The 22,510-nt window shown below is 73.6% G+C and carries 23 protein-coding genes; 8 read left to right on the top strand and 15 right to left on the bottom strand.

The features are described from left to right. Window positions 1–116 precede the first annotated feature (116 nt). From CLV56_RS00625 to CLV56_RS00610, 4 genes are all read left to right on the top strand, one after another. The gene (locus tag CLV56_RS00625) at window positions 117–1,157 is read left to right on the top strand and encodes a nucleoside hydrolase (RefSeq protein WP_100414226.1); all 1,041 of its coding nucleotides are present in this window, start codon (window positions 117–119) and stop codon (window positions 1,155–1,157) included. A 26-nt stretch (window positions 1,158–1,183) separates the two neighbouring features. Next, window positions 1,184–1,996, top strand: a complete 813-nt coding sequence (locus CLV56_RS00620; RefSeq protein ID WP_039357593.1) for a PfkB family carbohydrate kinase — start codon at window positions 1,184–1,186, stop codon at window positions 1,994–1,996. A gap of 58 nt (window positions 1,997–2,054) precedes the next feature. Continuing rightward, complete coding sequence (locus tag CLV56_RS00615) at window positions 2,055–2,516, top strand: SRPBCC family protein (protein ID WP_039357519.1); 462 nt, start codon at window positions 2,055–2,057, stop codon at window positions 2,514–2,516. A 106-nt stretch (window positions 2,517–2,622) separates the two neighbouring features. After that, window positions 2,623–3,138, top strand: a complete 516-nt coding sequence (locus tag CLV56_RS00610; RefSeq protein WP_100414224.1) for a DUF6636 domain-containing protein — start codon at window positions 2,623–2,625, stop codon at window positions 3,136–3,138. A gap of 117 nt (window positions 3,139–3,255) precedes the next feature. Here the strand turns inward: CLV56_RS00610 and secD are convergent, their stop codons facing one another. The 6 genes from secD to CLV56_RS00580 all read right to left on the bottom strand — a co-directional run bounded on the left by secD (window position 3,256) and on the right by CLV56_RS00580 (window position 10,104). Further along, complete coding sequence (gene secD, locus CLV56_RS00605; protein WP_245857473.1) at window positions 3,256–5,565, bottom strand: protein translocase subunit SecD; 2,310 nt, start codon at window positions 5,563–5,565, stop codon at window positions 3,256–3,258. Window positions 5,566–5,630: 65 nt separating this feature from the next. Next, on the bottom strand, window positions 5,631–6,023 hold the full coding sequence (locus CLV56_RS00600; RefSeq protein ID WP_039357516.1) for a hypothetical protein: 393 nt from the start codon (window positions 6,021–6,023) through the stop codon (window positions 5,631–5,633). A gap of 50 nt (window positions 6,024–6,073) precedes the next feature. Continuing rightward, complete coding sequence (locus tag CLV56_RS00595) at window positions 6,074–7,435, bottom strand: dihydrolipoyl dehydrogenase family protein (RefSeq protein ID WP_039357515.1); 1,362 nt, start codon at window positions 7,433–7,435, stop codon at window positions 6,074–6,076. A 243-nt stretch (window positions 7,436–7,678) separates the two neighbouring features. Continuing rightward, window positions 7,679–8,278, bottom strand: a complete 600-nt coding sequence (locus tag CLV56_RS00590) for a hypothetical protein (protein WP_039357513.1) — start codon at window positions 8,276–8,278, stop codon at window positions 7,679–7,681. A 9-nt stretch (window positions 8,279–8,287) separates the two neighbouring features. After that, the gene (locus CLV56_RS00585) at window positions 8,288–9,511 is read right to left on the bottom strand and encodes an HRDC domain-containing protein (protein ID WP_100414223.1); all 1,224 of its coding nucleotides are present in this window, start codon (window positions 9,509–9,511) and stop codon (window positions 8,288–8,290) included. Then, window positions 9,508–10,104: a DUF3000 domain-containing protein gene (locus CLV56_RS00580; protein WP_039357510.1), complete on the bottom strand. Its 597-nt coding sequence runs from the start codon at window positions 10,102–10,104 to the stop codon at window positions 9,508–9,510. Before CLV56_RS00580 ends, CLV56_RS00585 begins: the two co-directional genes overlap by 4 nt. A 193-nt stretch (window positions 10,105–10,297) precedes the next feature. On the opposite strand from CLV56_RS00580, the gene hemE reads away from it, so the two are divergent. Genes hemE through hemQ form a run of 3 tightly spaced genes read left to right on the top strand, consistent with a single transcriptional unit; the run spans window position 10,298 to window position 13,422 of the window. Next, window positions 10,298–11,308, top strand: coding sequence for a uroporphyrinogen decarboxylase (hemE, locus tag CLV56_RS00575; RefSeq protein ID WP_039357580.1), 1,011 nt, complete (start codon window positions 10,298–10,300; stop codon window positions 11,306–11,308). 4 nt (window positions 11,309–11,312) lie between these two features. After that, the gene (gene hemG / locus CLV56_RS00570) at window positions 11,313–12,719 is read left to right on the top strand and encodes a protoporphyrinogen oxidase (RefSeq protein WP_039357507.1); all 1,407 of its coding nucleotides are present in this window, start codon (window positions 11,313–11,315) and stop codon (window positions 12,717–12,719) included. A 4-nt stretch (window positions 12,720–12,723) separates the two neighbouring features. After that, window positions 12,724–13,422, top strand: a complete 699-nt coding sequence (gene hemQ / locus CLV56_RS00565) for a hydrogen peroxide-dependent heme synthase (protein WP_039357504.1) — start codon at window positions 12,724–12,726, stop codon at window positions 13,420–13,422. A 203-nt stretch (window positions 13,423–13,625) separates the two neighbouring features. Here hemQ and msrB read toward each other — a convergent pair whose 3' ends face one another. From msrB to CLV56_RS00525, 9 genes are all read right to left on the bottom strand, one after another. Beyond that, complete coding sequence (msrB, locus tag CLV56_RS00560; protein WP_039357501.1) at window positions 13,626–14,030, bottom strand: peptide-methionine (R)-S-oxide reductase MsrB; 405 nt, start codon at window positions 14,028–14,030, stop codon at window positions 13,626–13,628. A gap of 69 nt (window positions 14,031–14,099) precedes the next feature. Further along, a complete protein-coding gene (locus tag CLV56_RS00555) occupies window positions 14,100–14,642 on the bottom strand; it encodes a hypothetical protein (RefSeq protein WP_039357498.1) in 543 nt (180 codons plus the stop codon). A gap of 91 nt (window positions 14,643–14,733) precedes the next feature. After that, window positions 14,734–15,483, bottom strand: coding sequence for a sirohydrochlorin chelatase (locus CLV56_RS00550; protein WP_039357496.1), 750 nt, complete (start codon window positions 15,481–15,483; stop codon window positions 14,734–14,736). A gap of 62 nt (window positions 15,484–15,545) precedes the next feature. Further along, window positions 15,546–16,289 carry a phosphoadenylyl-sulfate reductase gene (locus CLV56_RS00545; RefSeq protein ID WP_100414221.1) on the bottom strand — a complete coding sequence of 248 codons (744 nt, stop codon included), beginning with the start codon at window positions 16,287–16,289 and terminating at the stop codon, window positions 15,546–15,548. Continuing rightward, a complete protein-coding gene (locus tag CLV56_RS20765; protein WP_170224743.1) occupies window positions 16,286–16,444 on the bottom strand; it encodes an eL43 family ribosomal protein in 159 nt (52 codons plus the stop codon). The genes CLV56_RS00545 and CLV56_RS20765 overlap by 4 nt, the downstream gene beginning before the upstream one ends. Next, the gene (locus CLV56_RS00540) at window positions 16,441–18,123 is read right to left on the bottom strand and encodes a nitrite/sulfite reductase (RefSeq protein ID WP_039357492.1); all 1,683 of its coding nucleotides are present in this window, start codon (window positions 18,121–18,123) and stop codon (window positions 16,441–16,443) included. Before CLV56_RS00540 ends, CLV56_RS20765 begins: the two co-directional genes overlap by 4 nt. 316 nt (window positions 18,124–18,439) lie before the next feature. After that, window positions 18,440–19,795, bottom strand: a complete 1,356-nt coding sequence (locus tag CLV56_RS00535; RefSeq protein WP_157805021.1) for a M15 family metallopeptidase — start codon at window positions 19,793–19,795, stop codon at window positions 18,440–18,442. 70 nt (window positions 19,796–19,865) lie between these two features. Next, entirely contained in the window at window positions 19,866–21,275 is a 1,410-nt protein-coding gene (locus CLV56_RS00530; protein WP_039357489.1) for an amidase, read from the bottom strand. Between the two features lie 126 nt (window positions 21,276–21,401). Next, complete coding sequence (locus CLV56_RS00525) at window positions 21,402–21,725, bottom strand: hypothetical protein (protein WP_039357486.1); 324 nt, start codon at window positions 21,723–21,725, stop codon at window positions 21,402–21,404. Window positions 21,726–21,843: 118 nt separating this feature from the next. Between CLV56_RS00525 and CLV56_RS00520 the strand changes: the two genes are divergently transcribed. After that, window positions 21,844–22,419 (top strand): hypothetical protein, encoded by a 576-nt coding sequence (locus tag CLV56_RS00520; protein ID WP_157805020.1) that lies wholly within the window; start codon window positions 21,844–21,846, stop codon window positions 22,417–22,419. Window positions 22,420–22,510: the final 91 nt, after the last annotated feature.

The following is a 22,510-nucleotide window of genomic DNA, read 5'->3' as shown; positions in this document are numbered from 1 at the left end:
CCTTCGACGGTAGCCACCCGGACGGGCGCCGCCAAGTGAGGTCGGGCACAGCGTGGCCCCGCCGTCGCCCGCACCGTCGCCCGCGACGCTCCGCTCGACAGCAGTACGGTGTCGCCATGCCCTCGGACTCCCTCACCCGGCCGCGCCCGCTCGTGCTCGACGTCGACACCGGCATCGACGACGCCCTGGCGATCATGTTCGCGGTCCGGCACCCCGGCCTGGACCTGCGGGCGATCAGCTGCGTCGCCGGGAACGCCGGCGTCGACCGGGTCGTCGCCAACACCCTGGCCGTCCTCGACACCCTCGGAGCCGGCGAGGTCCCGGTCGCGCGCGGGGCCCAGCGGCCCCTGCTCCAGCCGGCCCGGGACGCCCGCCACGTCCACGGCGCCGACGGGCTCGGAGGCCAGAACCTGCCCGCCTCGCAGCGGACGCCGTACGACACCGACGCCGTCACGATGCTGCGGCGCGCGATCCTCGACTCGGCCGATCCCGTGACCCTGGTCCCGCTCGCGCCGATGACCAACGTCGCGCTGCTGCTGCGCACCTATCCCGAGGTCGTCGACAACATCGCCGAGATCGTCTTCATGGGCGGTGCGATCAGCGGTGGGAACGCGTCGGCGGTCGCGGAGTTCAACGTCTGGCACGACCCGGAGGCAGCCGCGATCGTCCTGGACTCCGGGCTCGACGTCGTGATGTACGGGCTCGACGTCTTCTACCAGGTGGCCGTCGACCCGTCGACGTACGGCGCGCTGGCGGAGGACCCCGACCCGGCCGTGGCGCTGGCGGGCCGGCTGCTGGCCCACTCGCACCACGTCGTCCGGTCCGACCCGCGGGCGGCCGGGGGCGGCCTGATCGGCGACGCCGGCGCGGTGTGCGCGGTCGCGGCGCCCGACCTCGTCACGCTGCGGACCTGGCCGGTCCACGTCGAGCTGGCCGGCCGTTCGCGGGGTCAGACGGTCGTGGACCGGCGCTCCATCCAGGGCGAGGACGCGGTCCACGGTGTCGAGGAGACGGGACCGCCGATCCGGGTCGCGGCCGACGTCGACGCCCGCGCGACGCGCGATCTCTTCCTCGCGACGCTCGGCGCCACGACGCAGTCCTCGGCCGCCGCGGCCGAGTCGCGTGCCATCCGCAGCGACGACCAGGCACGCCGGTGAGCGAGGGGCCGGTGGGCGGGAGGTCGGTGAGCGACCGCCGCGGTCGGGTGGTCGTGGTCGGGTCGCTGAACGTCGATCTCGTCACTTCCGTAGCCCGCCACCCCGGGCCGGGCGAGACGATCCTCGGCAGCGATCTGACCCGCTCCCACGGGGGCAAGGGTGCGAACCAGGCGCTCGCCGCGGCCCGTGCCGGTGCGCAGGTCGCGTTCGTCGGGCGGCTGGGCGACGACAGCGACGGCGCGCAGTACCGTACGGCCCTGCGCGCTGCCGGGATCGACGACCAGCACCTGCGGACCACCGCCGGGGTACCGACCGGCACGGCGCTGATCGTGGTGGACGGAGCGGGGGAGAACACGATCGTGGTCGCCCCCGGCGCGAACGCCCGGCTGTCGGCCGAGGACGTGCGGGCCGCGGCCGACGTGCTCGCCGACGCCGACGTCGTGCTCGTGCAGCTCGAGGTCGGTGACGAAGCGGTGTCCGCGGCGTTCGCGCTCGCCGCCGAGCACGGGGTGAGGGTCGTCCTGAACCCGTCGCCCGTGCGCACCGTCCCGCGCGCGTGGCTCGAGGCCGCCGACCCGACCGTGGTGAACGAGCACGAGCAGCGTGCGTACGACCTGGCGGAGGCGTGCGTGACGCTCGGCGGCCGCGGCGCCACGTGGCACGGGACGACCGTCGCGCCGCCGGCGACGGAGGTGGTCGACACGACCGGTGCCGGCGACGCGTTCGCCGGTGCCCTGGCGGCGGCGCTGGCGCGGGGGGACGACGACGCGACCGCGCTGCGCGCGGCTGTCGCGGCGGGTGCCGAGGCGACCACCTGGGTCGGCGCCCAGCCGGACTGACCCGCTCCCGGTCCGTGCAGACCTGCGCAGGCGTGGTCCGGCCTGAGAGGCTGGCCGGGTGACTGGGCAGCACTACTCGTTCCGCGCGCGCTGGACGCTGCCCGTGGGCCGATCGCGGGCCCTCGACGTGCTGGCCGATCTCGAGCGGTACGGCCACTGGTGGCCCGAGGTGCGCAGCGTCGTCGGGATCGACGAGGACACGGCCCGCGTGACGATCCGCGCCGCCCTCCCGTACACCCTCCGACTGACGCTGCACCGCCGCCGGGTCGATCACGACGTCGGCCACCTGGAGGCGGAGATCGCCGGCGACCTCGAGGGGTGGGCGAGCTGGCGGGTCAGGGACGACGACGGCCGTCGTACCCGCCTCGACTACCGGCAGGAGGTCGTCACGACGTCGGCGTGGATGAACGTGTCCGCTCCGTTCCTGCAGCCGCTGTTCCGCGCCAACCACGCCGTGATGATGCGGCGCGGCCAGGCCGGCGTCACCCGGATGCTGCGGCAGGCGTCGACCGCGTCCTGACCGGCGCCGTCACCGCTCGGCCGGGTTCGGTCACTCGGCTCCGTCGCCTAGAGTGGCCGGGACCGAGCGCGTGGCCCCCGGAACGCCGCGCAAGGAGGGATGCGGCGTGCGTGTCCGCGAGCTGGTGATCGTCGTGGCCGGCCTGGTCGTCCTGGCCGGCTGCGGATCCGCGACCGACCTCGCGACGGCGGATCCGGGCGGCAGCCCGTCGAAGGAGCCCACCGCGGTCCCGACGGTGCCGAAGCCGGTCGACGGCTCCTCCACGGAGCTTCCCCGCATCGGCAAGGAGATGCCCGCCTTCAGCAGCCCGTCCGGCAACATCGTGTGCCGCCTCGGCACGACCGGGGCCCGGTGCGACATCGACGAGCACTCCTTCAAGCCGCCGAAGCGCCCGGCCGGGTGCGAGGGTCGATGGGGCCGCACGGTCGCCGTCGACGCCCGCGGTGCCGGCTTCGTCTGCGGGACCAAGGCGCCCAGCGGGGACGCGCCGGTCCTGAAGTACGGCCGGTCGACCGTGATCGGCGACTTCGGCTGCACCAGCGCACGTACGGGCGTCACCTGCGTCGACACCCAGAGCTGGCGAGGCTTCACGGTCTCGCGCGCGGTGACCGGCACGTTCTGAGGCCGCGTCCCCGATGTGACGGGTTCCCCACCTTTTCCGGCAGGCAGTTCGGTGCGGAACGCGTCGAATCGCGGGCGAGGCAGGTGGGCGCGGCCGTACGACCGCGCCCACCGTCCGTCAGAGCGTGCCGGTCTCCCGGCCACCTGCGGGCACGTCGGCGTACGGGTCGGCGGCCGCGAGGACGTCCTTGCCCTCGCGTGGGCGGAACCGCTCCTCGAGCATGACCGCGATCGGCGACGCCACGAGCGTGGTCGCGTAGACACCGATGATCATGCCGAGCAGCAGCGCGATCGCGAACGGCTTGAGCGTGTCGCCACCGAGCACGGCCAGGGCCGCGAGCACGAAGATCGTGCTGAGGCTGGTGTTGATCGTGCGGGGGAACGTCTGGAGGATCGCGTCGTTGAAGGTCGTTCTCACCGACCCGGTCCCGTCGCGGTTGCGTAGCTCCTCACGGATCCGGTCGAAGACGACGATCGTGTCGTTGATCGCCAGACCGATGATCGACAGGATCGCCGCCAGGAACACGCTGTCGACCGGGAGACCGGTCCAGGCGAAGAACCCGACGACCATGAGCACGACGAACGCCAGCGACAGCACGGCGCCGGTCGCGAACGTCCACCGGAACCGGAACGCCAGATAGATCATCTGCGCCGCGATCGCGATCACGAACGCCGTGATCGCCTTGTTGCGCAGCTCGTCGCCGAGGCTCGGCCCGACCAGCTCGTCGCGCTCCTTCGTCGCGCCGCCGGCGGCGTCGGCGAGCGCCTGCTCGATCTGGACCGCCTCGTCGTCGGAGATCTGCCCGACCCGGACCGTGATGTCGTGCTCGTTGCCGGTGTCGCTGCTCGACTCCTGGACGACCGCCTGCGGGAAGCCGGCGTCCGCGACCACGTCGCGCGCGTCGTCCGCGCTGATCGTCTGCGTCGTGGAGTACTCGAGCAGCCGTCCGCCGGTGAAGTCGATGCCGAGGTCGAGACCGCGGATCACGAGGCCGCCGACCGCCACCACGAGCGCGATCACCGCGACCGTGACCCAGGTGCCGGCGCGACGCATCAGGTCCGGGCCGTTCGTCGCGAGCCACCGTCGGAACGACCCGTCGCCCGCGATCCCGGACACCGCCGGACGGTTCTTGACGAACGAGCGGCGGACCAGCCAGTCGGTCAGGACGCGCGCGATCACGAGCGCCGACATCATCGACGCGATCGTGCCGATCGACAGCGTGACGCCGAAGCCCCGCACCGAGCCGGAGGCGAAGAAGAACAGGAGCGCCGCGGCGATCAGCGTGGTGACGTTGGAGTCGATGATCGCCGACCACGCCTTGTTGTAGCCGGTGTCGAGAGCGCGGCCGAGCCCTTCGCCGCGTCGTCGGATGTACTCCTCGCGCGCTCGCTCGAAGACCAGCACGTTCGCGTCGATCGCCAGACCGATCGCCAGCACGAACCCGGCCAGACCCGGGAGGGTGAGCGTCGCCCCCAGCCAGACGAGCATGCCGTACGCCAGCAGGGTGTACGCGGCGAGCGCCAGGGTCGCCATCATGCCGACGAGGCGGTAGACGAAGAGGATGTAGATCGCGGTCAGCGCGAGGCCGATCAGACCGGCCTCGAAGGACGCGGCGATCGCCGCGTCGCCGAGGGTGGCGCCGATCGTGCGCTGCTCGATCACCTCGACCGGCACCGGGAGCGCGCCGCCCTTGATGAGGACGGACAGGTCCTCGGCCTCGGCCTGGCTGAAGTCACCGGTGATCTGCGTGCTCGACCCGGGGTTGCTGCACAGGCCGGGCTGGACCTGCGGCGAGCTGATCACGTCGCCGTCGAGCATGATCGCGATCCGGGACCCGCCGGCCTCGTTGGCGCACGCCTGGCTGACGAGCTCCTGCCAGCCGGGGGTGCCCTCGTCGTTGAAGTCGACGTCGACGACCCACTGGCCGATCGAGTCCTGCGGCTGCCCGAAGGACGCGTCGTCGATGCCGTTGCCGTCGAGCAGCGGCGGTCCGACCAGGATCGGGTTGCCGTCCTCGTCGTCGACGACCTGCTGGTTGTCGCCCGGCTCGGCGTTCTCGCCGGCCGGGCCGACGACGTTGTGGAACTCGAGCTGGGCGGTCTGACCGATCACCTCGGCGGCCTTGCGCGGGTCCTGGACCCCGGGCAGCTCCACGATGATGCGGTTCTCGCCGGAGCGCGACAGCGTGGGCTCGGCGACACCGAGGGCGTCCACGCGCCCCCGCAGCACCTCGAGGGCGCGGTCGGTCGCCTCGGAGTCGGCCTGGACCCGGTCGGTCGACTGGGTCTCCAGGACGATCTGGGTGCCGCCCTCGAGGTCGAGGCCGAGGTTGACGGGGTTGTTGAGGGCCGCGACTCCGGCGGCGATGAGCACGATGAGCGAGGCGACGGCGCGCCACAGCGGGGCGCGTGAGTCGGGACTGGACACGGGAGGACTCTCCGGGTGGTGTCGAGGGGGCCGCCGACGGCGGGAGGACGGGAGCGGACGCGTCGTCAGACCGGGGGTGCCCGGCTCGTCGCCGGGGGAGCGTCGACCCCGTCGAGGGCGCCGGGATCAGTGGTGGTGGCGCCGCGGGCGCCCGTCGGGGCCGTCGGGACGTCCCCGCCCGGCTCGGTCGCCGGGCCGGGGGTCAGACCCTCGTCGGCGCGGTCGGGGGTGCTCGCCGCGGCCGCGCGCGCACGCGGCCCGTGCTCGTCGGCGGACGCACCGAGGCCCTGCGCGGGGCCGGAGGTCCCGGACGCCAGCCGCTCGCCGCTCGCCCCGCCGGCGCTGCCGACGGCCCGGACGAACGCGCTCGCGCTCGTCACCCCCGTCGCGACCAGGAAGACTCCCGACAGCGCGACGGCGAGCAGCACGACGCGCAGACGTGGGAGCAGGGCGGGCATTGCCGCAGTGTAACCGTCGCGTGCCCCGCGTCGGGGCGGGTCCACGCCGCTCAGCCCAGGTCGGGGAGCGCCGAGGTGATCGCCCGGTGGAACGTCGGGTACGCCAGCATCGTGTGGCGCAGGTCGTCGACGGTCACCCGGGCCCGCACCGCCACGGTCAGCGCGCCGAGGATCTCACCGCCGGCCGGGCCCACCGCCGTACCGCCGACGACCTCGCCCGACCCCGCGTCGGCGATGATCTTGATCAGGCCCGCCGCGCCCGGCCCGTAGGTTGCTCCGCGCGACGACGCGCTCAGGTCGGTGGTGGCGACGCGGACGTCGATGCCGCGGTCGCGGGCCTGCGACTCGGTCAGCCCGACGGCGCCGAGCTCGGGGTCGGTGAAGGTGACACGCGGCAGGGCGCGGTACGAGGCGCCGGGACCGGAGCGGCCCAGGATGCTCGCGACCGCGATGTCGGACTGGTACATCGACACGTGCGTGAACCCGCCCTTGCCGGTGACGTCGCCGATCGCCCACAGGCCGTTCCCGGCGCGCTGGTGCTCGTCGGTCTCGACGTATCCGGCGTCGGTCAGCCGGACCGAGACGTGCTCGAGGCCCAGCTCCGCGGTGTTCGGGCGGCGCCCGGCGGCGACCAGCAGCCGCTCCGCGCGGAGCTCCCCGTCGGCGAGCCGCACGGTGAACCGGTCCTCGTCGAAGGCGACCGAGCTGATCGTCGCGTCGGCGCACACCCGGACGCCGTCGGCCTCGAGCGCGTCGGTGACCACGCGGGAGGCCTCCGGCTCCTCGACGGCCACGAGGCGCGGGCCGACCTCGACGACGCTCACCTCGCACCCGAACCGGGCGTAGGCCTGCGCGATCTCGACGCCGATCGGCCCACCACCGATCACGATCATCGACCCGGGCAGGTCCGGGTTGCGCAGGACGTCGGCGTTGGACCAGTACGGCACGTCGGCGAGGCCGTCGATCGGGGGAGGGACGGCCCGGGTGCCGACGTCCAGCAGGACCCCCCGGCGGGCCGTGACGGTCGTCCCGTTCACGTCGACGCGCCGCTCGCCGAGCAGGCGGCCCGTCCCACGCACCACGGTGACGCCCTGCCGCTCCAGCCGTTCGACGGCCGCGGAGTCGTCCCAGTCGGCCGTGATCGTCCGCACCCGGTCGTGGGCGAGGGCGAAGTCGGGGCGGACGTCGACGGTGCCCCCGACACCGTCGGCGCGCCGGGCCTCGGCGACCAGGTCCGCGGAACGGATCAGGGTCTTCGAGGGGATGCAACCGTAGTACGGGCACTCGCCGCCGACCAGGTGCTTCTCGACCGCCAGCACGGCGAGTCCCGCCTCCGCCAGCGCGCCGGCGGCCGCCTCCCCACCCGGTCCGGTGCCGATCACGACGACGTCGACCTCGGTCTGCTCAGCCATGTCGCGATCATCCCCGAGACCGGCCCGTTCCGCTCGTGGCGCGTCGGGGGAGCTGGTGCGCCGGGCTGGGAGCGCCTCACGGCGCGTGGCCGCTCGTAGCGGCTGATGTTGGGACCCGGGGCTACCGCAGCCCGGCGCGGTGACCAGCCTAGCCCGGTTGGCGGATTCGGCGAAACGAGCGCGGGTGTGACCTCGTCGACGACCGCCGTGACACCCACCCGGCCGTACGGCGCCCCGCGGCGGTCAGTGCAGCTCGCCCAGGCGCTCGGCGGCGGCCGCCCGCTCGAGCGCCGCGGCGGTGTCGGACAGGCGCGCCGCACTGGTCGCCTCGGCCGGACCGCCGTCGCCCGCGGCGGCGCGCCCGACACCGACGATCGCGGCGAAGGCCGCGGCCCGGTCGAGCGTGTCCGCGAGGTCGCCGGTGACCACGCCGCGCAGGACCTGGTCGACCAGGGCGACGACCTCGGTCGGTCCGGGCGGGTCGACCACGCCGGCGACCACCTCGGCGACCGGGACCAGCCGGCGTCCCGCGTCGAACTCGGACGCGGCGGTCGCCGGGTCGCGCCGCACCCAGGTCCGCAGCACGTACAGCCGCCAGAGAACGCCGGCCAGGGAGTCCGACGGCGCGCCGGCCCACAGCTCGGCGAGCAGGTCCAGCCCCTGGTCGTCGGCGAGGGCGACGATCCGCTCGACGGCGCCCTCGTCGTGCGCGTCCCGGGTCCCGCGCACGAGCAGCGTCGCGACCCGCGCCCCCGCCTCGGCCCGCGCGACCGGGTCGTCCGTCCCGGCGCGTGCCTCGAACAGCTCGGGCCCGCTGGGCAGCGGCTTCGAGAAGTCGGCCATCGGCTCAGCCTACGCGTCGAGACCGGAGCGAGCGGCGGCGAGACCGGGCGCCGTGAGACCCACCTGCCAGCGGCGTGCGCCGCGAGCGAGCAGGTGCTCGGCGATCGCGTCGGGCTCGGCGGGCACCGGGTCGTCCCAGGCCAGACGGCGGACGAGCTCGGGGGTGAGCAGGTTCTCCAGCGGCAGGTCGTGCTCCTCGGCGAGCCGGGTCAGCGTCGCACGGTACGCGGTCAGGCGGGCCGCCGCCTCCGGGTTCCGCTCGCTCCAGGCGCGCGCCGGCGGAAGCGTGTCGACGTCGGGAGCGGTCGAGGGGAGGTCCGCGTCGCCGAGCTCCCCGGCGCGTACGACGGCCTCCGTCCATGCGTCGAGGTGCCGTCGCGCGCCGCGTCCCCGCATCGCAGGGAGGTCCCGCAGGGCCTGGCGCGTGGTGGGCGTGGCCTTGGCGATCTCGACGATCGTGGAGTCCGGCAGCACGCGGCCGGGGGTGATGTCGCGCTCCCGGGCGATCGCGTCGCGCTGCTCCCAGAGCTCGCGGACGTACGCGAGGCGACGTCCGCCGCGGACCTTGTGGATCCCGGAGGTTCGTCGCCACGGGTGCGCGCGCCTCGGGGGGCCGGTGAACGACAGCAGCGCCTCGAACTCCTCGCGCGCCCACTCCAGCTTCCCGGCGTCGTCGAGACGGCGCTCCAGCTCGTCTCGGATCTCCACCAGCGGCTCCACGTCGAGCGCTGCGTAGAGCAGCCACGGCTCGGGAAGGGGACGGCGGGACCAGTCGGCGGCCGAGTGCTCCTTGGCCAGGCTCGCTCCGAGCACCTCCTGGACGAGCGCGGCCAGACCGACCTTCGGAAGGTTCAGCAGCCGACCGGCGAGCTCGGTGTCGAACAGCGCACGCGGACGCAGCCCGACCTCCGCCAGCGACGGGAGGTCCTGGGTCGCGGCGTGCAGGATCCACTCCGACTCGCCGATCGCGGTGTCGAGGTCGGTGAGGTCGGCGAACGCCACCGGGTCGACCAGGGCGGTGCCCGCACCCTCGCGGCGGAGCTGGATCAGGTACGCGCGCTGGGAGTAGCGGTAGCCGGACGCCCGCTCGGCGTCGAGCGCGATCGGCCCCGACCCGGCAGCGACGGCGGCGACCACGCCGGCGAGCGCCTCAGGGGTGTCGACGACGGCGGGGAGCGGGTCCGCGAGCACGAGCGGGGCCAGACCGTCCCCGTCGGCGGGCGTCTGGGTCACCGCTGCCTGCGCCTCTCACGCCCTCGGGTCGGCAGGGCGAGCACCCCGGGCGCGAGCGGGGGAAGCCCGGAGACCATGCACAGCAGCTCCGACCAGGCGCTGGCGTGCGGCCCGAGGTCGGGCGCGTCGGTGGGGGTCCACGAGGCCCGGATCTCCAGCTGGGCGTTCGAGCCGTCGTCGGCCATCCCGCCGAACCCCTCGGTCCGCACCAGGGTGACGCTCCCGCTCGGCGCCACGTAGGTGGCGCCGGCCGACTCGAGCGCCTCGACGAGCCAGCTCCAGCCCACCCCGGCCATCACCGGGTCGCTGGCCATCTCGGAGTCGAGGTCCGCCCGGGCGAACATCACCAGCCGGAACGTGCCCTCCCAGCTGTCGTTGCCGTCGGGATCGTGCAGCAGGACGAGGCGACCGGTGCCGACCTCGTCGCCGCCGACGACGACCTCGGCAGCCTGCGCGAAGGCGTACGGCGCGATCCGCCGCGGCGGTGGCAGGTCCTCGGGCAGCACCTCGGGACGCAGCGTGGCCTCGTGCAGCCGGGCCACGGCGTCGTTGAACACCGACGGCGAACCGTCGAGCTCGTCGCGCGCTGCCATGCCGCCACACTATGCGTGATCGCGCGGACCTGCGGCGGCGACGCGCCGCGCGACCTGGGAGGATCGGGGGGTGAGTGCGAAGCCGACGGACAAGCCGAGCGACAAGCCGACCGAGAAGCCGACCGAGAAGCCGACCGAGGAGCGACCGGGCGGCACGGCCTCCCCGCAGGCGGGCGGGACGACGTCCGCCTTCCTGGCCGCCTGTCGCGGCGAGAAGGTCGACCACGTCCCGGTCTGGTTCATGCGGCAGGCCGGGCGGTCGCTGCCGGAGTACCGCAAGGTCCGCGAGGGCGTCCCGATGCTCGAGTCGTGCACGCGACCGGAGATGGTCGTCGAGATCACGATGCAGCCGGTCCGTCGATACGGCGTGGACGCCGCCATCTTCTACTCCGACATCGTCGTGCCGCTCAAGGCCGTCGGTGTCGACCTCGACATCGTGCCCGGCACCGGGCCGGTCGTGGACGAGCCGATCCGCACGCGCAAGGCGGCGGAGAAGCGCCTGCGCGCGCTCGAGCCCGACGACGTCCGCTACGTCACGGAGGCCGTCCGCGGTCTGGTCTCCGAGCTCGGCGACACCCCGCTAATCGGCTTCGCCGGCGCTCCGTTCACCCTCGCCTCCTACCTCGTCGAAGGCGGCCCATCGCGGGACCACCGGCTCACCAAGGAGCTGATGTACTCGGCGCCGGACGCGTGGGACGCGCTGATGAGCCGCCTCGCCGACATCGCGGCGGCCTTCCTGCGGGTCCAGGTCGACGCGGGGGCGCGGGCGGTCCAGCTGTTCGACTCGTGGGTCGGCACGCTGTCGCGCGCGGACTACGTCCGCTACGTGAAGCCGTACGCCGCCAAGGTCCTGTCCTCGGTCGCGGACCTCGGAGTGCCGCGGATCCACTTCGGCGTCGGCACCGGCGAGCTGCTCGGCGAGATGGCCGATGCGGGCGCGGACGTGGTCGGCGTCGACTGGCGGGTCGACCTGGCCGAGGGGATCGAGCGGGTCGGGAAGGGACGCAGCGTGCAGGGCAACCTGGATCCGACGGTGCTGTTCGCCCCGCAGGACGTGATCGAGGCGAAGGCGCGGGCCGTGCTGGAGGCGGGGCGCTCGGCGCGCGGGCACGTCTTCAACCTCGGCCACGGAGTGCTTCCGGCGACCGACCCGGACGCACTGGCACGCCTGGTCGAGCTGGTGCACTCGTACGAGGTGGGCTGAGGCCGTGCCGCAGGGGCCCACGATCGCGGTCGTCGGCGGCGGGATCGCCGGGGCGGCGGCGGCGCGTGAGCTGGCCGAGGTGCGGCCCGACGCCCGCGTGCTGCTGCTCGAGGCGGGGGACCGGCTCGGCGGCAAGCTCGCCCGGGCGGAGGTCGCCGGCACGGTGCTCGACGTCGGCGCGGAGTCAATGCTCGCGCGCCGATCCGAGGGCCTCGAGGCGGTACGGACCGCCGGGCTGGAGCCACGCCTCGTGCACCCCGAGCCCGTCGGTGCGGCACTGTGGACCCGCGGCGCGCTGCGGCCCTTGCCGAGGACGGTCCTCGGGGTCCCGAGCGACCGTGTCGCCCTCGCTTCCTCGGACGTGCTGTCCGATCGTGGGTTCCTCCGGGCCCAGGAGGACCGTGCGCTGCCGCTGCCGGACCACGACCAGAGCGTCGCCGCGTACGTCGGGGCCAGGCTCGGCTCCGAGGTCGTCGACCGGCTCGTCGAGCCGCTGCTCGGCGGGGTGTACGCGGGCCACGCGTCGGACCTGTCGCTGCAGGCCGCGGCACCGGCGATCTGGGCGCTGCGTGCGCACGGTCCACGCCTGCTCGAGGCCGCGGCCGCCCAGGTCGCGGCGGCGCCGGACGATCCGCGGCCGGTGTTCGCGGGGATCGAGGGCGGGATCTGGCAGCTGCCGGCCGCGCTCGCGGACCACCCGGCGGTGACGGTACGGACGGGCGCGTGCGTCCGCGCGGTGGAACGGACGGTGGACGGGTTCCGCCTCGAGGTGGGGTCCGCGGCCGCGCCGGAGCACCTCGACGTCGGCGGCGTCGTCCTGGCGACGCCTGCCGCCCCCACGGCGCGGCTGGTGCGTGACCTGGCCCCCTCGGCGGCGGGGCTGCTCGGCGACGTGCCGTACGCGTCGATGGCGATCGTCACGCTCGCGGTCGGGCCCGGGCAGCTCCCCGGCGCATCCGGCTCCGGGTTCCTCGTCCCGCCCGTCGACGGGCGCACGGTCAAGGCCTCGACGTTCTCCAGCGCGAAGTGGCGCTGGCTGTCGCGCCGGCCCGACGGCGCGGTTCTCCTGCGCGCCTCGGTCGGCCGGGCAGGGGAGGAGCGCACGCTCCAGCGCGACGACGCCGACCTCGTCACGGCCGTGGTCGCTGACCTCGTCGACGCCGTCGGGCTGCACGGACCCGTCGTCGACAGTCACGTGCAGCGGTGGGGCGGCGGGCTGCCGCAGTACACCGTCGGTCACCTGGACCGGGTGGCCCGGATCCGCTCCGCAGTCGCCGGCGTGCCCGGCCTCGCGGTGTGCGGCGCGGCGTACGACGGGGTCGGGATCCCGGCGACGGTCGGCTCCGCGCGGCGGGCCGTGCGGCAGGTGCTCGACCACCTCGCGGCAGCGGGCCGCGAAGGGGGACAATGACCCCATGACGTCCGCAGCTGATCCCGAAGTCCTCAACGCCACCATCCGCTACTCGATGTGGTCGGTGTTCCGGCTCCAGACGCGCTTCGGTGACGTCGCCGACCGCGCCAAGACCGTCGAGGAGGTCGAGGCGCTGATCGCGGGCTTCACCGAGTCGGACGTCGTCGTGCGCGGCCTGTACGACGTCTCGGGCCTGCGTGCCGACGCCGACGTGATGATCTGGTGGCACGCCCCCAGCGCCGACGCGCTCCAGGACGCCTACCACGCGTTCCGCCGGACCGATCTCGGTCAGCGGCTGGAGCCTGTGTGGTCGCAGGCAGGGCTGCACCGTCCCGCGGAGTTCAACCGCTCGCACACTCCGGCGTTCATGTCGGAGCCGGGCGGCAAGGCGTACCTCTGCGTCTACCCGTTCGTCCGGTCCTACGACTGGTACGTGCTGCCAGAGGAGGAGCGGCGCGCGATGCTGCGCGAGCACGGCATGATGGCGGCCGGGTACGCGGACGTCCGCGCGAACACCGTCTCGGCGTTCGCGCTCGGCGACTACGAGTGGCTGCTGGCGTTCGAGGCCGACGAGCTGCACCGCATCGTCGATCTCATGCGCGATCTCCGCGCGTCGAAGGCCCGCCTCCACGTCCGCGAGGAGATCCCCTTCTACACCGGCCGGCTGCGTACGGTCGCCGAGCTCGTCGACACCCTGCCCTGATTCACGACCACGCGGCGAGTCGCTCGTGGTGGGGTGGCGAGTCGCTCGTGGTGGGTGGCGAGTCGCTCGTGGTGGGTGGCGAGTCGTCCGGGGTGGTGGGCCGAGGGCACGCGCATGCGTACGGGGTGGCCGGCTGTTCGAGTACGCAGGCACCTCGGTCGCCGGCAGTGACTCGCGACTACGCCTCGAGTGACTCGCGAGCGTCAGGCGTCGGGCACGAGGCGCAGGCTGACGCCGTTGATGCAGTAGCGCTCGTCGGTCGGCGTCCCGAACCCCTCGCCCGAGAACACGTGACCGAGGTGCGACCCGCAGGTCGCGCAGCGTACCTCGACGCGGCGCATGCCGAGGGAGTTGTCCTCGAGCAGCTCCACCGCCTCACCGGCGAGCGGGGTGTAGAAGGCCGGCCAGCCGCAGTGTGCGTCGAACTTCGTCTCGCTGCGGAACAGCTCGGCCCCGCAAGCACGGCAGGCGTACACGCCCACGGTCTCGTCCGTCTCGTACGGGCTGCTGAACGCCCGCTCCGTGCCGGACTCGCGCAGGACGTGGAACTCCTGCGGCGTGAGCTCGGCGCGCCACTGCTCGTCGGTCTTGTCCACCTGGTAGCCCATGGATCCAGCCTACGGCGCAGGACCAGGGACGACCGGAGGCCAGGGCCCACCCGCACGATCCGCCTGGAGTCAGATCAGGGACGCGCCCTCGCCGGCGCCGGAGGACTGGGCGTCGAACGACTCGTGCTCGATCAGGTGCAGCGTCGGCACGTTGAGCTTGCGCTCTGCGCGGGACGCCCAGTCGACGTGGAAGAACTCGGAGATCGCGTGGGGCGAGGTGAGGATGATCGCCTCGGAGGCGTCGACCCGGGTCACGAGATCCGCCAGCGCGTTCACCGGGTCGTCGCGGGTGAGCTCGCTCTCGACGCTGCTGGCCTCCTTCGCTGCGGCCTGGACCAGCTCCGCCGACGCTGCCAGCGTCCGGCTGCCGTCGTCGACGACGGCATCGTCGATGTCGCTGATCGAGCGCGGGTCGGGCATCGCCATGTCGGGGCTGCCGAGCACGCCGAGCGACGTCGCCATCGTGGCGGCGGCGTCCTCGATCGGGAGCATGAGGTGGTAGACGACGGGGTCGTCGAGCCCTTCGTGCAGCGCCACGAGCTGGCGTGCGTCCAGCTCGGTGAACGCCTGCTCGAACAGGACGGCCACGTGGTACGCGGTTGACTCGCTCACGGCGCTTCCCCTCTCGGTCCGGGTGGGGACAGCGTATCGCTGCCTGCGCCGCACCGGACGCAGGTGGTCGCCGTACGCGGGCGCTGCGGTCTCAGACCGGGATCGGCACGAGATCGACGGCACCGACGGCGTACCGGGCGAGCACGACGCGTGCGATCTCCGGGTCGGATCCGAGCGGCTCGGAGACGGCCACAGCCCCGGCCTCGAGAGCCAGCTCGGCGGCACGCGACGGGAGGAACCCGGGTGCGAGGAACAGCGAACCGACCGCGATGTGGCGCTTTCCGTCCGCGCGGAGCTGGCGGACCGCCTCGCCGGTGGCCGGCGGTGTGGCCGACGCGAAGGCCGCGAGGACGGGGAGGTTGTGGTGCGCACCCCAGGCCCGAGCCGCGCGGGCGATCTGCGCGTTGGCGAGCGGGTCCGAGGAGCCGGCTGCGGCGAGCACGAGCCCGTCGAGCTCGGTGGCCCGTGCTTCCCGCAGCGCGGCGCGGAGCCGGGCGTCGAGGATCGGCAGGAAGCTGCGCTGGATCCCCAGCACGTCGGTCGCGAGGATCCGCAGGCCGGTGTGCCGGGCCCGCGCCGCGTCCAGGACCGCCGGGATGTCGACGCCGGCGTGGTACGCGTGGGTCAGCAGGAGCGGGACGACGACGATCTCGTCGTAGCCGTCGGCGACGAGGCGGTCGATCACGCTCGCCGGGTCGGGCTGCGCGAGCTCGAGATACGCGGTCTCCACCCGCAGGTCCGGCCGCATGCACGCGACCGAGTCCGTCAGTGCTGCGATCGTGGCGGCCGAGCGGGGGTCGCGGCTCCCGTGGGCGAGAGCGAGAAGGGCTGGCGCGGTCATGGTGCATGCCTCCTTCCAGGAGGTGGTTCGGGGTCGGACGTCGTCGTCACGACCTGGGGATGTCAGAGGTGGATGCCGCACTCGTTCTTGCCGGTGCCGGCCCAGCGGCCGGCTCGGGCGTCCTCGCCGTCGGCGACGCGGCGCGTGCACGGCCAGCACCCGATCGACGGGTAGCCGTCGTACTGGAGCGGGTTGACGAGCACGCCGTTCTCCGCGACGTAGCGGTCGACGTCGTCGGCGCTCCACCGCGCGAGCGGCGAGACCTTGACCTTCTGCTTGCTCGCGTCCCACCCCACGACCGGCGCGATCACACGGCTGTGGGTCTCCTCGCGCCGCAGGCCGGTGGCCCAGGCGTCGTAGCCGGACAGGGCGTCCTGGAGCGGCTTGACCTTGCGGAGGAAGCAGCAGCGGTCGGGGTCGCGGGCGAAGAGGTCCTTGCCCTCGGTGGCGTCCTGCTCGGCGACGCTCTGCTCGGGCGTCACCGTGATCAGGTTGACCGGCAGCGTCGCCTCGACGGCGTCGCGGGTGCCGATGGTCTCGGCGAAGTGGTAGCCGGTGTCGAGGAAGACGACGTCGATCCCGGGCGCCACCGTGCTGGCGAGGTGCGCGAGGACGGCGTCGCCCATCGACGACGTGATGCAGAAGCGCTCACCGAACTGCTCGAGCGCCCACTCGATGATCAGCTCGGCCGGGGCGAGCTCGAGGTCCGGTCCGGCGATCCGGGCGAGCTCCTCGAGCTCGGCGGCCGAACGGGTCGGGGGTGCGGTGGTGGTTCGGGTCGGCTGGCCGATGGCGGTCGCGGTCATGCGGGGTCACCTCCGGGGGAGATCAGTCCGAGGAACGAGAGCGAGAAGGCACGCATGCAGCCGCGGCACTCCCAGGCACCGTGCGACGCGGCGTGTGGACGGAGGTCCTCGTCGCCGCAGTACGGGCAGTAGAAGGGGGCTGCGCGTCCGCTCATCGCAGATCGTCCTCCTCGGCACGGGCGACCCAGGCGGCGAACGTCTCGCCGTCGGCCCGCTGGTCGAGGTAGGTCCGCACGATGCCCTCGACGTAGTCGGCGAGGCCGGCGGCGGTGACCTTGTGGGCGCGCAGCTTGCGGCCGAACCCGGCGGTGAGCCCGAGGGCTCCACCGAGGTGGACCTGGAAGCCTTCGACCTGCTCACCCTCGTGGGTGACGAGCTGGCCCTTGAGCCCGATGTCGGCGACCTGGATCCGCGCGCAGGAGTTCGGGCATCCGTTGAGGTTGACGGTGATCGGGACGTCGAGCTCGGGGATCCGGCGCTCCATCTCGGCGATCAGCCACTGCGCACGGTCCTTGGTGTCGACGATGGCGAGCTTGCAGAACTCGATCCCGGTGCAGGCCATCGTGTTCTGGCGCCATGCGGACGGCCGTGCCTCGAGCCCGAGCTCGGCGAGGGCCGCGACGAGAGGCTCCACCTGCTCCTGCTCGACGTCCAGGACGAGGAGCTTCTGCTGCGCGGTGGTGCGGATCCGGTCCGAGCCGTGCGCCTCGACGACGTCGGCGAGGCGGCTCAGGATCGTGCCGGTGACGCGGCCGACCGTCGGGGCGACGCCGACGTAGTAGCGGCCGTCGTTCTGGCGGTGGACTCCGACGTGGTCGCCGGGCGTGGCGGGGGCCGGCGCCTCGGGCCCGTCGACCAGCTTGCGCTTGAGGTACTCGTTCTCGAGCACGTCGCGGAACTTCTCGGGTCCCCAGTCCGCGATCAGGAACTTGATCCGGGCCCGGGTCCGCAGGCGGCGGTAGCCGTAGTCACGGAAGACGCCGGCGATCCCCGCCCAGACCTCGGGGACCTCCTCGAGGGGGACCCACGCGCCGAGGCGCTTGGCGAGCATCGGGTTGGTCGACAGTCCGCCACCGACCAGCAGGTCGAAACCGGGCCCGTGGTCGGGGTGGACGACGCCGGTGAACGCGATGTCGTTGATCTGCGGGACGACGTCGTGGCTCGGGTGCCCGCTGATCGCGGTCTTGAACTTGCGGGGAAGGTTCGAGAACGCGGGGCTGCCGATGTAGGTCCGCTCGATCTCCTCGACCGCCCAGGTCCCGTCGAGGATCTCGTCCTCGGCGATCCCGGCGACGGGGGAGCCGAGGATGACGCGCGGGCAGTCGCCGCAGGCCTCCTGGGTGGACAGCCCGACCGCCTCGAGGCGGCTCCAGATCTCCGGCATGTCCTCGACGCGGATCCAGTGGTACTGGACGTTCTGCCGGTCGGTCAGGTCGGCGGTGTCGCGCCCGAACTCGGTCGAGATCTCCGCGATGGTGCGCAGCTGGGCGACGGTGAGCTGGCCACCGTCGATGCGGACGCGGAGCATGAAGTACGAGTCCTCGAGCTCCTCCGGCTCCAGGGTCGCGGTCTTGCCGCCGTCGATCCCGGGCTTGCGCTGGGTGTAGAGACCCCACCAGCGGAACCGCCCGCGCAGGTCCTGCTTGTCGATCGAGTCGAAACCGCGGTGCGCGTAGATCGTCTCGATCCGGGCCCGGACGTTGAGCGCGTCGTCGTCCTTCTTGATCTGCTCGTTGCCGTTGAGCGGCTCGCGGTAGCCGAGGGCCCACTGGCCTTCGCCCTTCTTGCGGCGGGGGCGGGCGGCGCGCACGGGCGCGTCGGTGGTCGCAGTCATGTGACGTCCTGTCGAGGAGAGATGCTCGGGAGGGCTGGCGGTCGGGCGGCGCTCAGAGGCCGACCCTGGGAATCACGCGCAGCGACACATCATGCTGCGGACACGACCGAAGTCCACGTGGCGACGGGCCGCCAGATGGGTCGTGTGCGCGATGAGCATGACGCCAGTCTCCGGGGGAGAGGGCGCCCCGGGCAACCGCAGGTCTCAGAATATGGGACATGCGTCCGTATCGTGGGACGCCCGGATGCGGCCACGCCTGCGAGCGCGGGCCGGCGCGGACGGTGGTGTGACCGGAGCCACAGCGCCAGCCGGTCGCTCAGTCGTGGAAGTGCTCGGGCGTCGGCATCGTACGGGCGCCGCTGCCGACGTACTGGAAGTGCTGCCAGTCGGCGCTGCCGAGCCACCCGAAGCCGTGCCGCGCCATGATGCGCACGACCTGGTGCGAGCGGGACCGGTAGACGAAGGCGCGCGGACGGGTGCGGCTGTCCCAGTAGGCGTTCGGGACGAGGCCCCAGCCGGAGCGGTACGGGTTCTCCCACGTGTTCAGGTCGATGCTCCGACCCAGCGCGTGCGGGCTGCGCCGCCCCGGTGCGCCGACCACGGAGCGGCAGTTGAAGGCCGAGGAGTTCCCGGCGGCCATCGAGCGCATGTCGTTCGCGCCGTTCAGCCGACGCGACCAGCCGAACCGGTCGACGCGGTACATCGAGCGGATCGGGACCTTCGCGCGGTAGAGGTCCCGCAGAGCTCGACGGGTCTGCTTGGCGACGCCCGCGTGGACCACCATCACGCCGCGGCGGCGGTACCCGTCGTACGCGTAGTAGCTGGTCCGGACCAGGCGCAGGCTGGAGCGCGAAACGGGGCAGCCGCGGTGCCAGCTGCGGCCCTTCATCGACCGCCAGACCCGTCCCGGGATCGTCGAGACCGAGGCGTTCGCGCCGAGGACGTACGCGCGACGCTGACGCGGCAGCCGAACCCGTGGTCGCGGCGCGCCGCTCGGTCGGCGGAAGACCGTCCCGGGCGGTCGGTTGTCGACCCGCAGGGGCCCCGAGCGCCCGGCGAGCACGATCCGGGTGCCCCCGGCGCGCAACCGGTAGCGGAGGTCGCGACGGGGACGGGTGCGGACCGAGCCCGAGCCGGACCGGACCTTCACGGTCGTGACCCGGTGCCAGCGGGACTGGCCCGCGCGGCGACGTTCGAGGCGGACCCTGCCCGTGAGTGCGCGTCCGTCCTGGGTCCGCCACCGGGCGGTCAGGCGGATCCGGCGGCCGTCGACCACCGAGCTCGGGCCCCCGAGGCGCAGCCGGCTCTCGGCCCGGGCACCCGTGAGGGTGACGACGGTCTGGACGGTCTCGTCCGGGTGCGTCAGGCGTACCCGGAGGTCGTGGCGTCCACGGAGCACGCCCAGCCTGAAGGAGAACCGGCCGTCGTCCGACGGTCGCCTGCTGCTGACGACCACCCAGTCGCCGTCACGCCGACGGGCGACCGTGACGGTGCCCGCAGCCGGGTCGGGCAGGTCGACGACCTCCCCGCGCAGCGTCGCCGTCGTCCCGACGAAGGCGCGCTGGGGCAGGTCGACCTGGAGCCCCGGAGCCGCGTGGGCCGGGGACGAGGCGAGCAGCGATGCGATCAGGGTCAGGAGGACCAGCGCTGCCCCCCACGTACGACCGTGCACTTGCGTACCCCCTCCGCGCGGCATCGCCGACCAGCCTAAGCCCGGTCGGTCCACTCGGCCGCTCGACGATTCACCGCCCGGTGATCGAGGCGAACGGGTGCGCCTCCTCGAGCTCGAAGGCCAGCTCGAGGAGGGTGCGCTCGTCGCCGTGAGCAGCAGAGAAGTGCACGCCGACCGGCAGCCCCGAGCGGGTCTGCGCCAGCGGGAGCGACAGCCCGGGACCACCCGAGACGTTGTTCAGCGGCGTGAACCCGACGTACGAGCGCAGCCGTGAGAAGAGGGTCTCGAAGTCCTGGGTCGGTGAGAGGTAGCCGATCTTCGGGGTGACGTGCGTGAGGACCGGGGACAGGACGACGTCGTAGCGGGTGAAGAGCGCGCGGTACTGCTTCTCGACCCGTCGCAGCCGGAGCACCGTCGTCGGTGTCCGGGCGAACCCGCGGCGATACGCGGCCGCGAGACCGCGGGTCAGGTTGTCGGTGCGGGCGGCGTCGAAGTCGGGCGCGAGGCTACGCCGCCCGGTCGTCGACATCACCCACGCGAGCAGGCCCCAGTAGTGGGAGAAGTCGTCCGCGAACTGGCGGGTCACCGGCACCGGCATCTCCTCGACCCGGTGGCCGAGTCCGGAGAGCAGGTCCGCGGTCTGCTGCGTCGCGGCGGCGGTCTCGCGGTCGACCGGACCGGTCACGGAGTCCCGGACGACCGCGACCCGCAGCCGGGTCGGGCTCGGGCCGGTGACCTCGCGAACCGCCGGCAGGGCCGGGTTGCGGTACGTGCGTTCGGCGGCCGCGAGGAACCGCGCGGAGTCCCGGACGGTCCGGGTCACGACACCCTGCGCGACCAGCCGGACCGGCATCGCGCGGTCCATGGCGTCCGAGACCGTACGTCCGCGGGTGGGCTTCAGCCCGACCAGGCCGCACGCGGCAGCCGGGATCCGGATCGAGCCGCCACCGTCGTTCGCGTGGGCGATCGGGACCACCCCGGCGGCCACCAGCGCTGCCGACCCGCCGGACGAGGCGCCGGGGGAGTACGCGAGGTTCCACGGGTTGCGCACCGGAGGGCGGGTCATGAACTCGGTCGCGGCGCTGAACCCGAACTCCGGGAGCCGGGACTTCCCGAGGATCGTGACGCCGTGCTGGCGCCACGCCGCGACGAAGTCGCCGTCGCGTGGCGCCGTGCGGGGGGTGTACGCCTCCGAGCCGTGCCCGGTCGGCATCCCGGCGACGTCGGCGTTGTCCTTCGCGAACGTCGGCACGCCTGCGAACGGGCCCGATCCGACGGCGTCCGCCTCGGCCAGCGCACGCTCGGAGTCGAGGTGCTCGACGGCTTCGAGCTCTCGGACCGACTCGAGCCGCTCGAGGGCAGCCTCGACGGCCTCGCGCGGCTTGATCTGGTGGGTCGCGATCAGCTCGGCGAGCCCGGTGGCGTCGAGGTCCGCGAGGACGTCGTCGCGGAACGCGTGCAGGCGCGGGGACGGGGACATCGGCGGCTCCGTGGTCGAAGGCGGGACCCGGTGGTCCCGGGGGCTCGATCACACGGACCCTAGCAGCGGCGGTTACCGGTCGGTAGGGCCCTCACGTGCACGCCGGCCGGCCGGGCTCCTGGGGCTTCAGCGCAGGCTCTCCGGCGACAGGGATCCCGCGAGGACGGCCGCCTGGTAGGCGGTCAGCGGGACCTCCGGACCGCCTCGCTGGTCAGGGAACACGAGCATGAACTCGGGCTCCCCGGTCTCGGGGTCGACGCCGCGCAGGGTCAGGTAGACGTCCTCGCCGAAGGACTGGCAGCCCTCCTCGACCTCGTGCGGGATCGCGCAGAACCGCATGCAGGTCGGGAACGGCCACGACGGTCCGGGCGGTCGGGCAGCGGGGGCGGCGGCGCGCTTGCCGTGGTACGTGGTCCCGCGCGTGCTGGCGCCGGCGGGATCGTCTTCCATGGAGCCCAAGTTTGGCCCGATCCGGCCTCGGGGTCCAGCAGGAAGCACGGCGACGCGAGCGTGCGTCGCGCCCGCAACGCGGTCGCGGGCGCGACGTCGGGCGATCTACGGTGACGACGTGAGCACGCGGATGGGCGTGGCGGGGGTCGGCCTGGGCGCGGTCGCCGGCCTGGCGTGGGCCTGCGGGCTGCGGTCGTGGATGGAGGCGCTCGCCGGGCCCGAGAGCACGTTCACGTGGGCCACCGAGCTCGGCGTCCTCGTGCCGGCGGCCGCCGCCGGGGCACTTCTCGGGTACGCAGCCAGCCTGCGACTGGGAGGTCGGCCCCTGTCCCGGTGGCTGGTGCTGAGTCCGTTGGTGACCGCAGCGGTCCTGGTCGTCCCCGGCTACCTCGTCGACCTGCTCACCCGGGGTCTCGGCAGCGGTGCGCTGCTGGTCCCGATGATCGCGATGGCGACCGCGTACGCACTCGCGTCGGGCGGGCGACCATGGGCGCGTGCCCTCGCGGGCGCGCTGGGGGCCGCCGGATTCGTCGGGATCGCGGTGCTGCCCGCCTCGATGCAGCCGGGGCTCGGCGCCGGGACGCCGCAGGGGTTCTTCGTCATCGTCCAGGGACTCAGCCTGATAGCGGTGTTCAGCGCAGCCGCCGCCATCCCGTACGGCCCGACCCGCTCACGCCTGGGCGGCTCGGCGTGACGACCACCGGCGGCTGAGCACAAACCGGACGGAACGGACACCGTGGCGGTGCGACGATGACGGGGTGAGACCTGCAGCGCCGAGGGATCCG

This window comes from Mumia flava, assembly GCF_002797495.1.
GTDB lineage: Bacteria > Actinomycetota > Actinomycetes > Propionibacteriales > Nocardioidaceae > Mumia > Mumia flava.
Note: the sequence above shows the minus strand (reverse complement) of the source record. Positions and strands in the feature narration are given on the sequence as shown.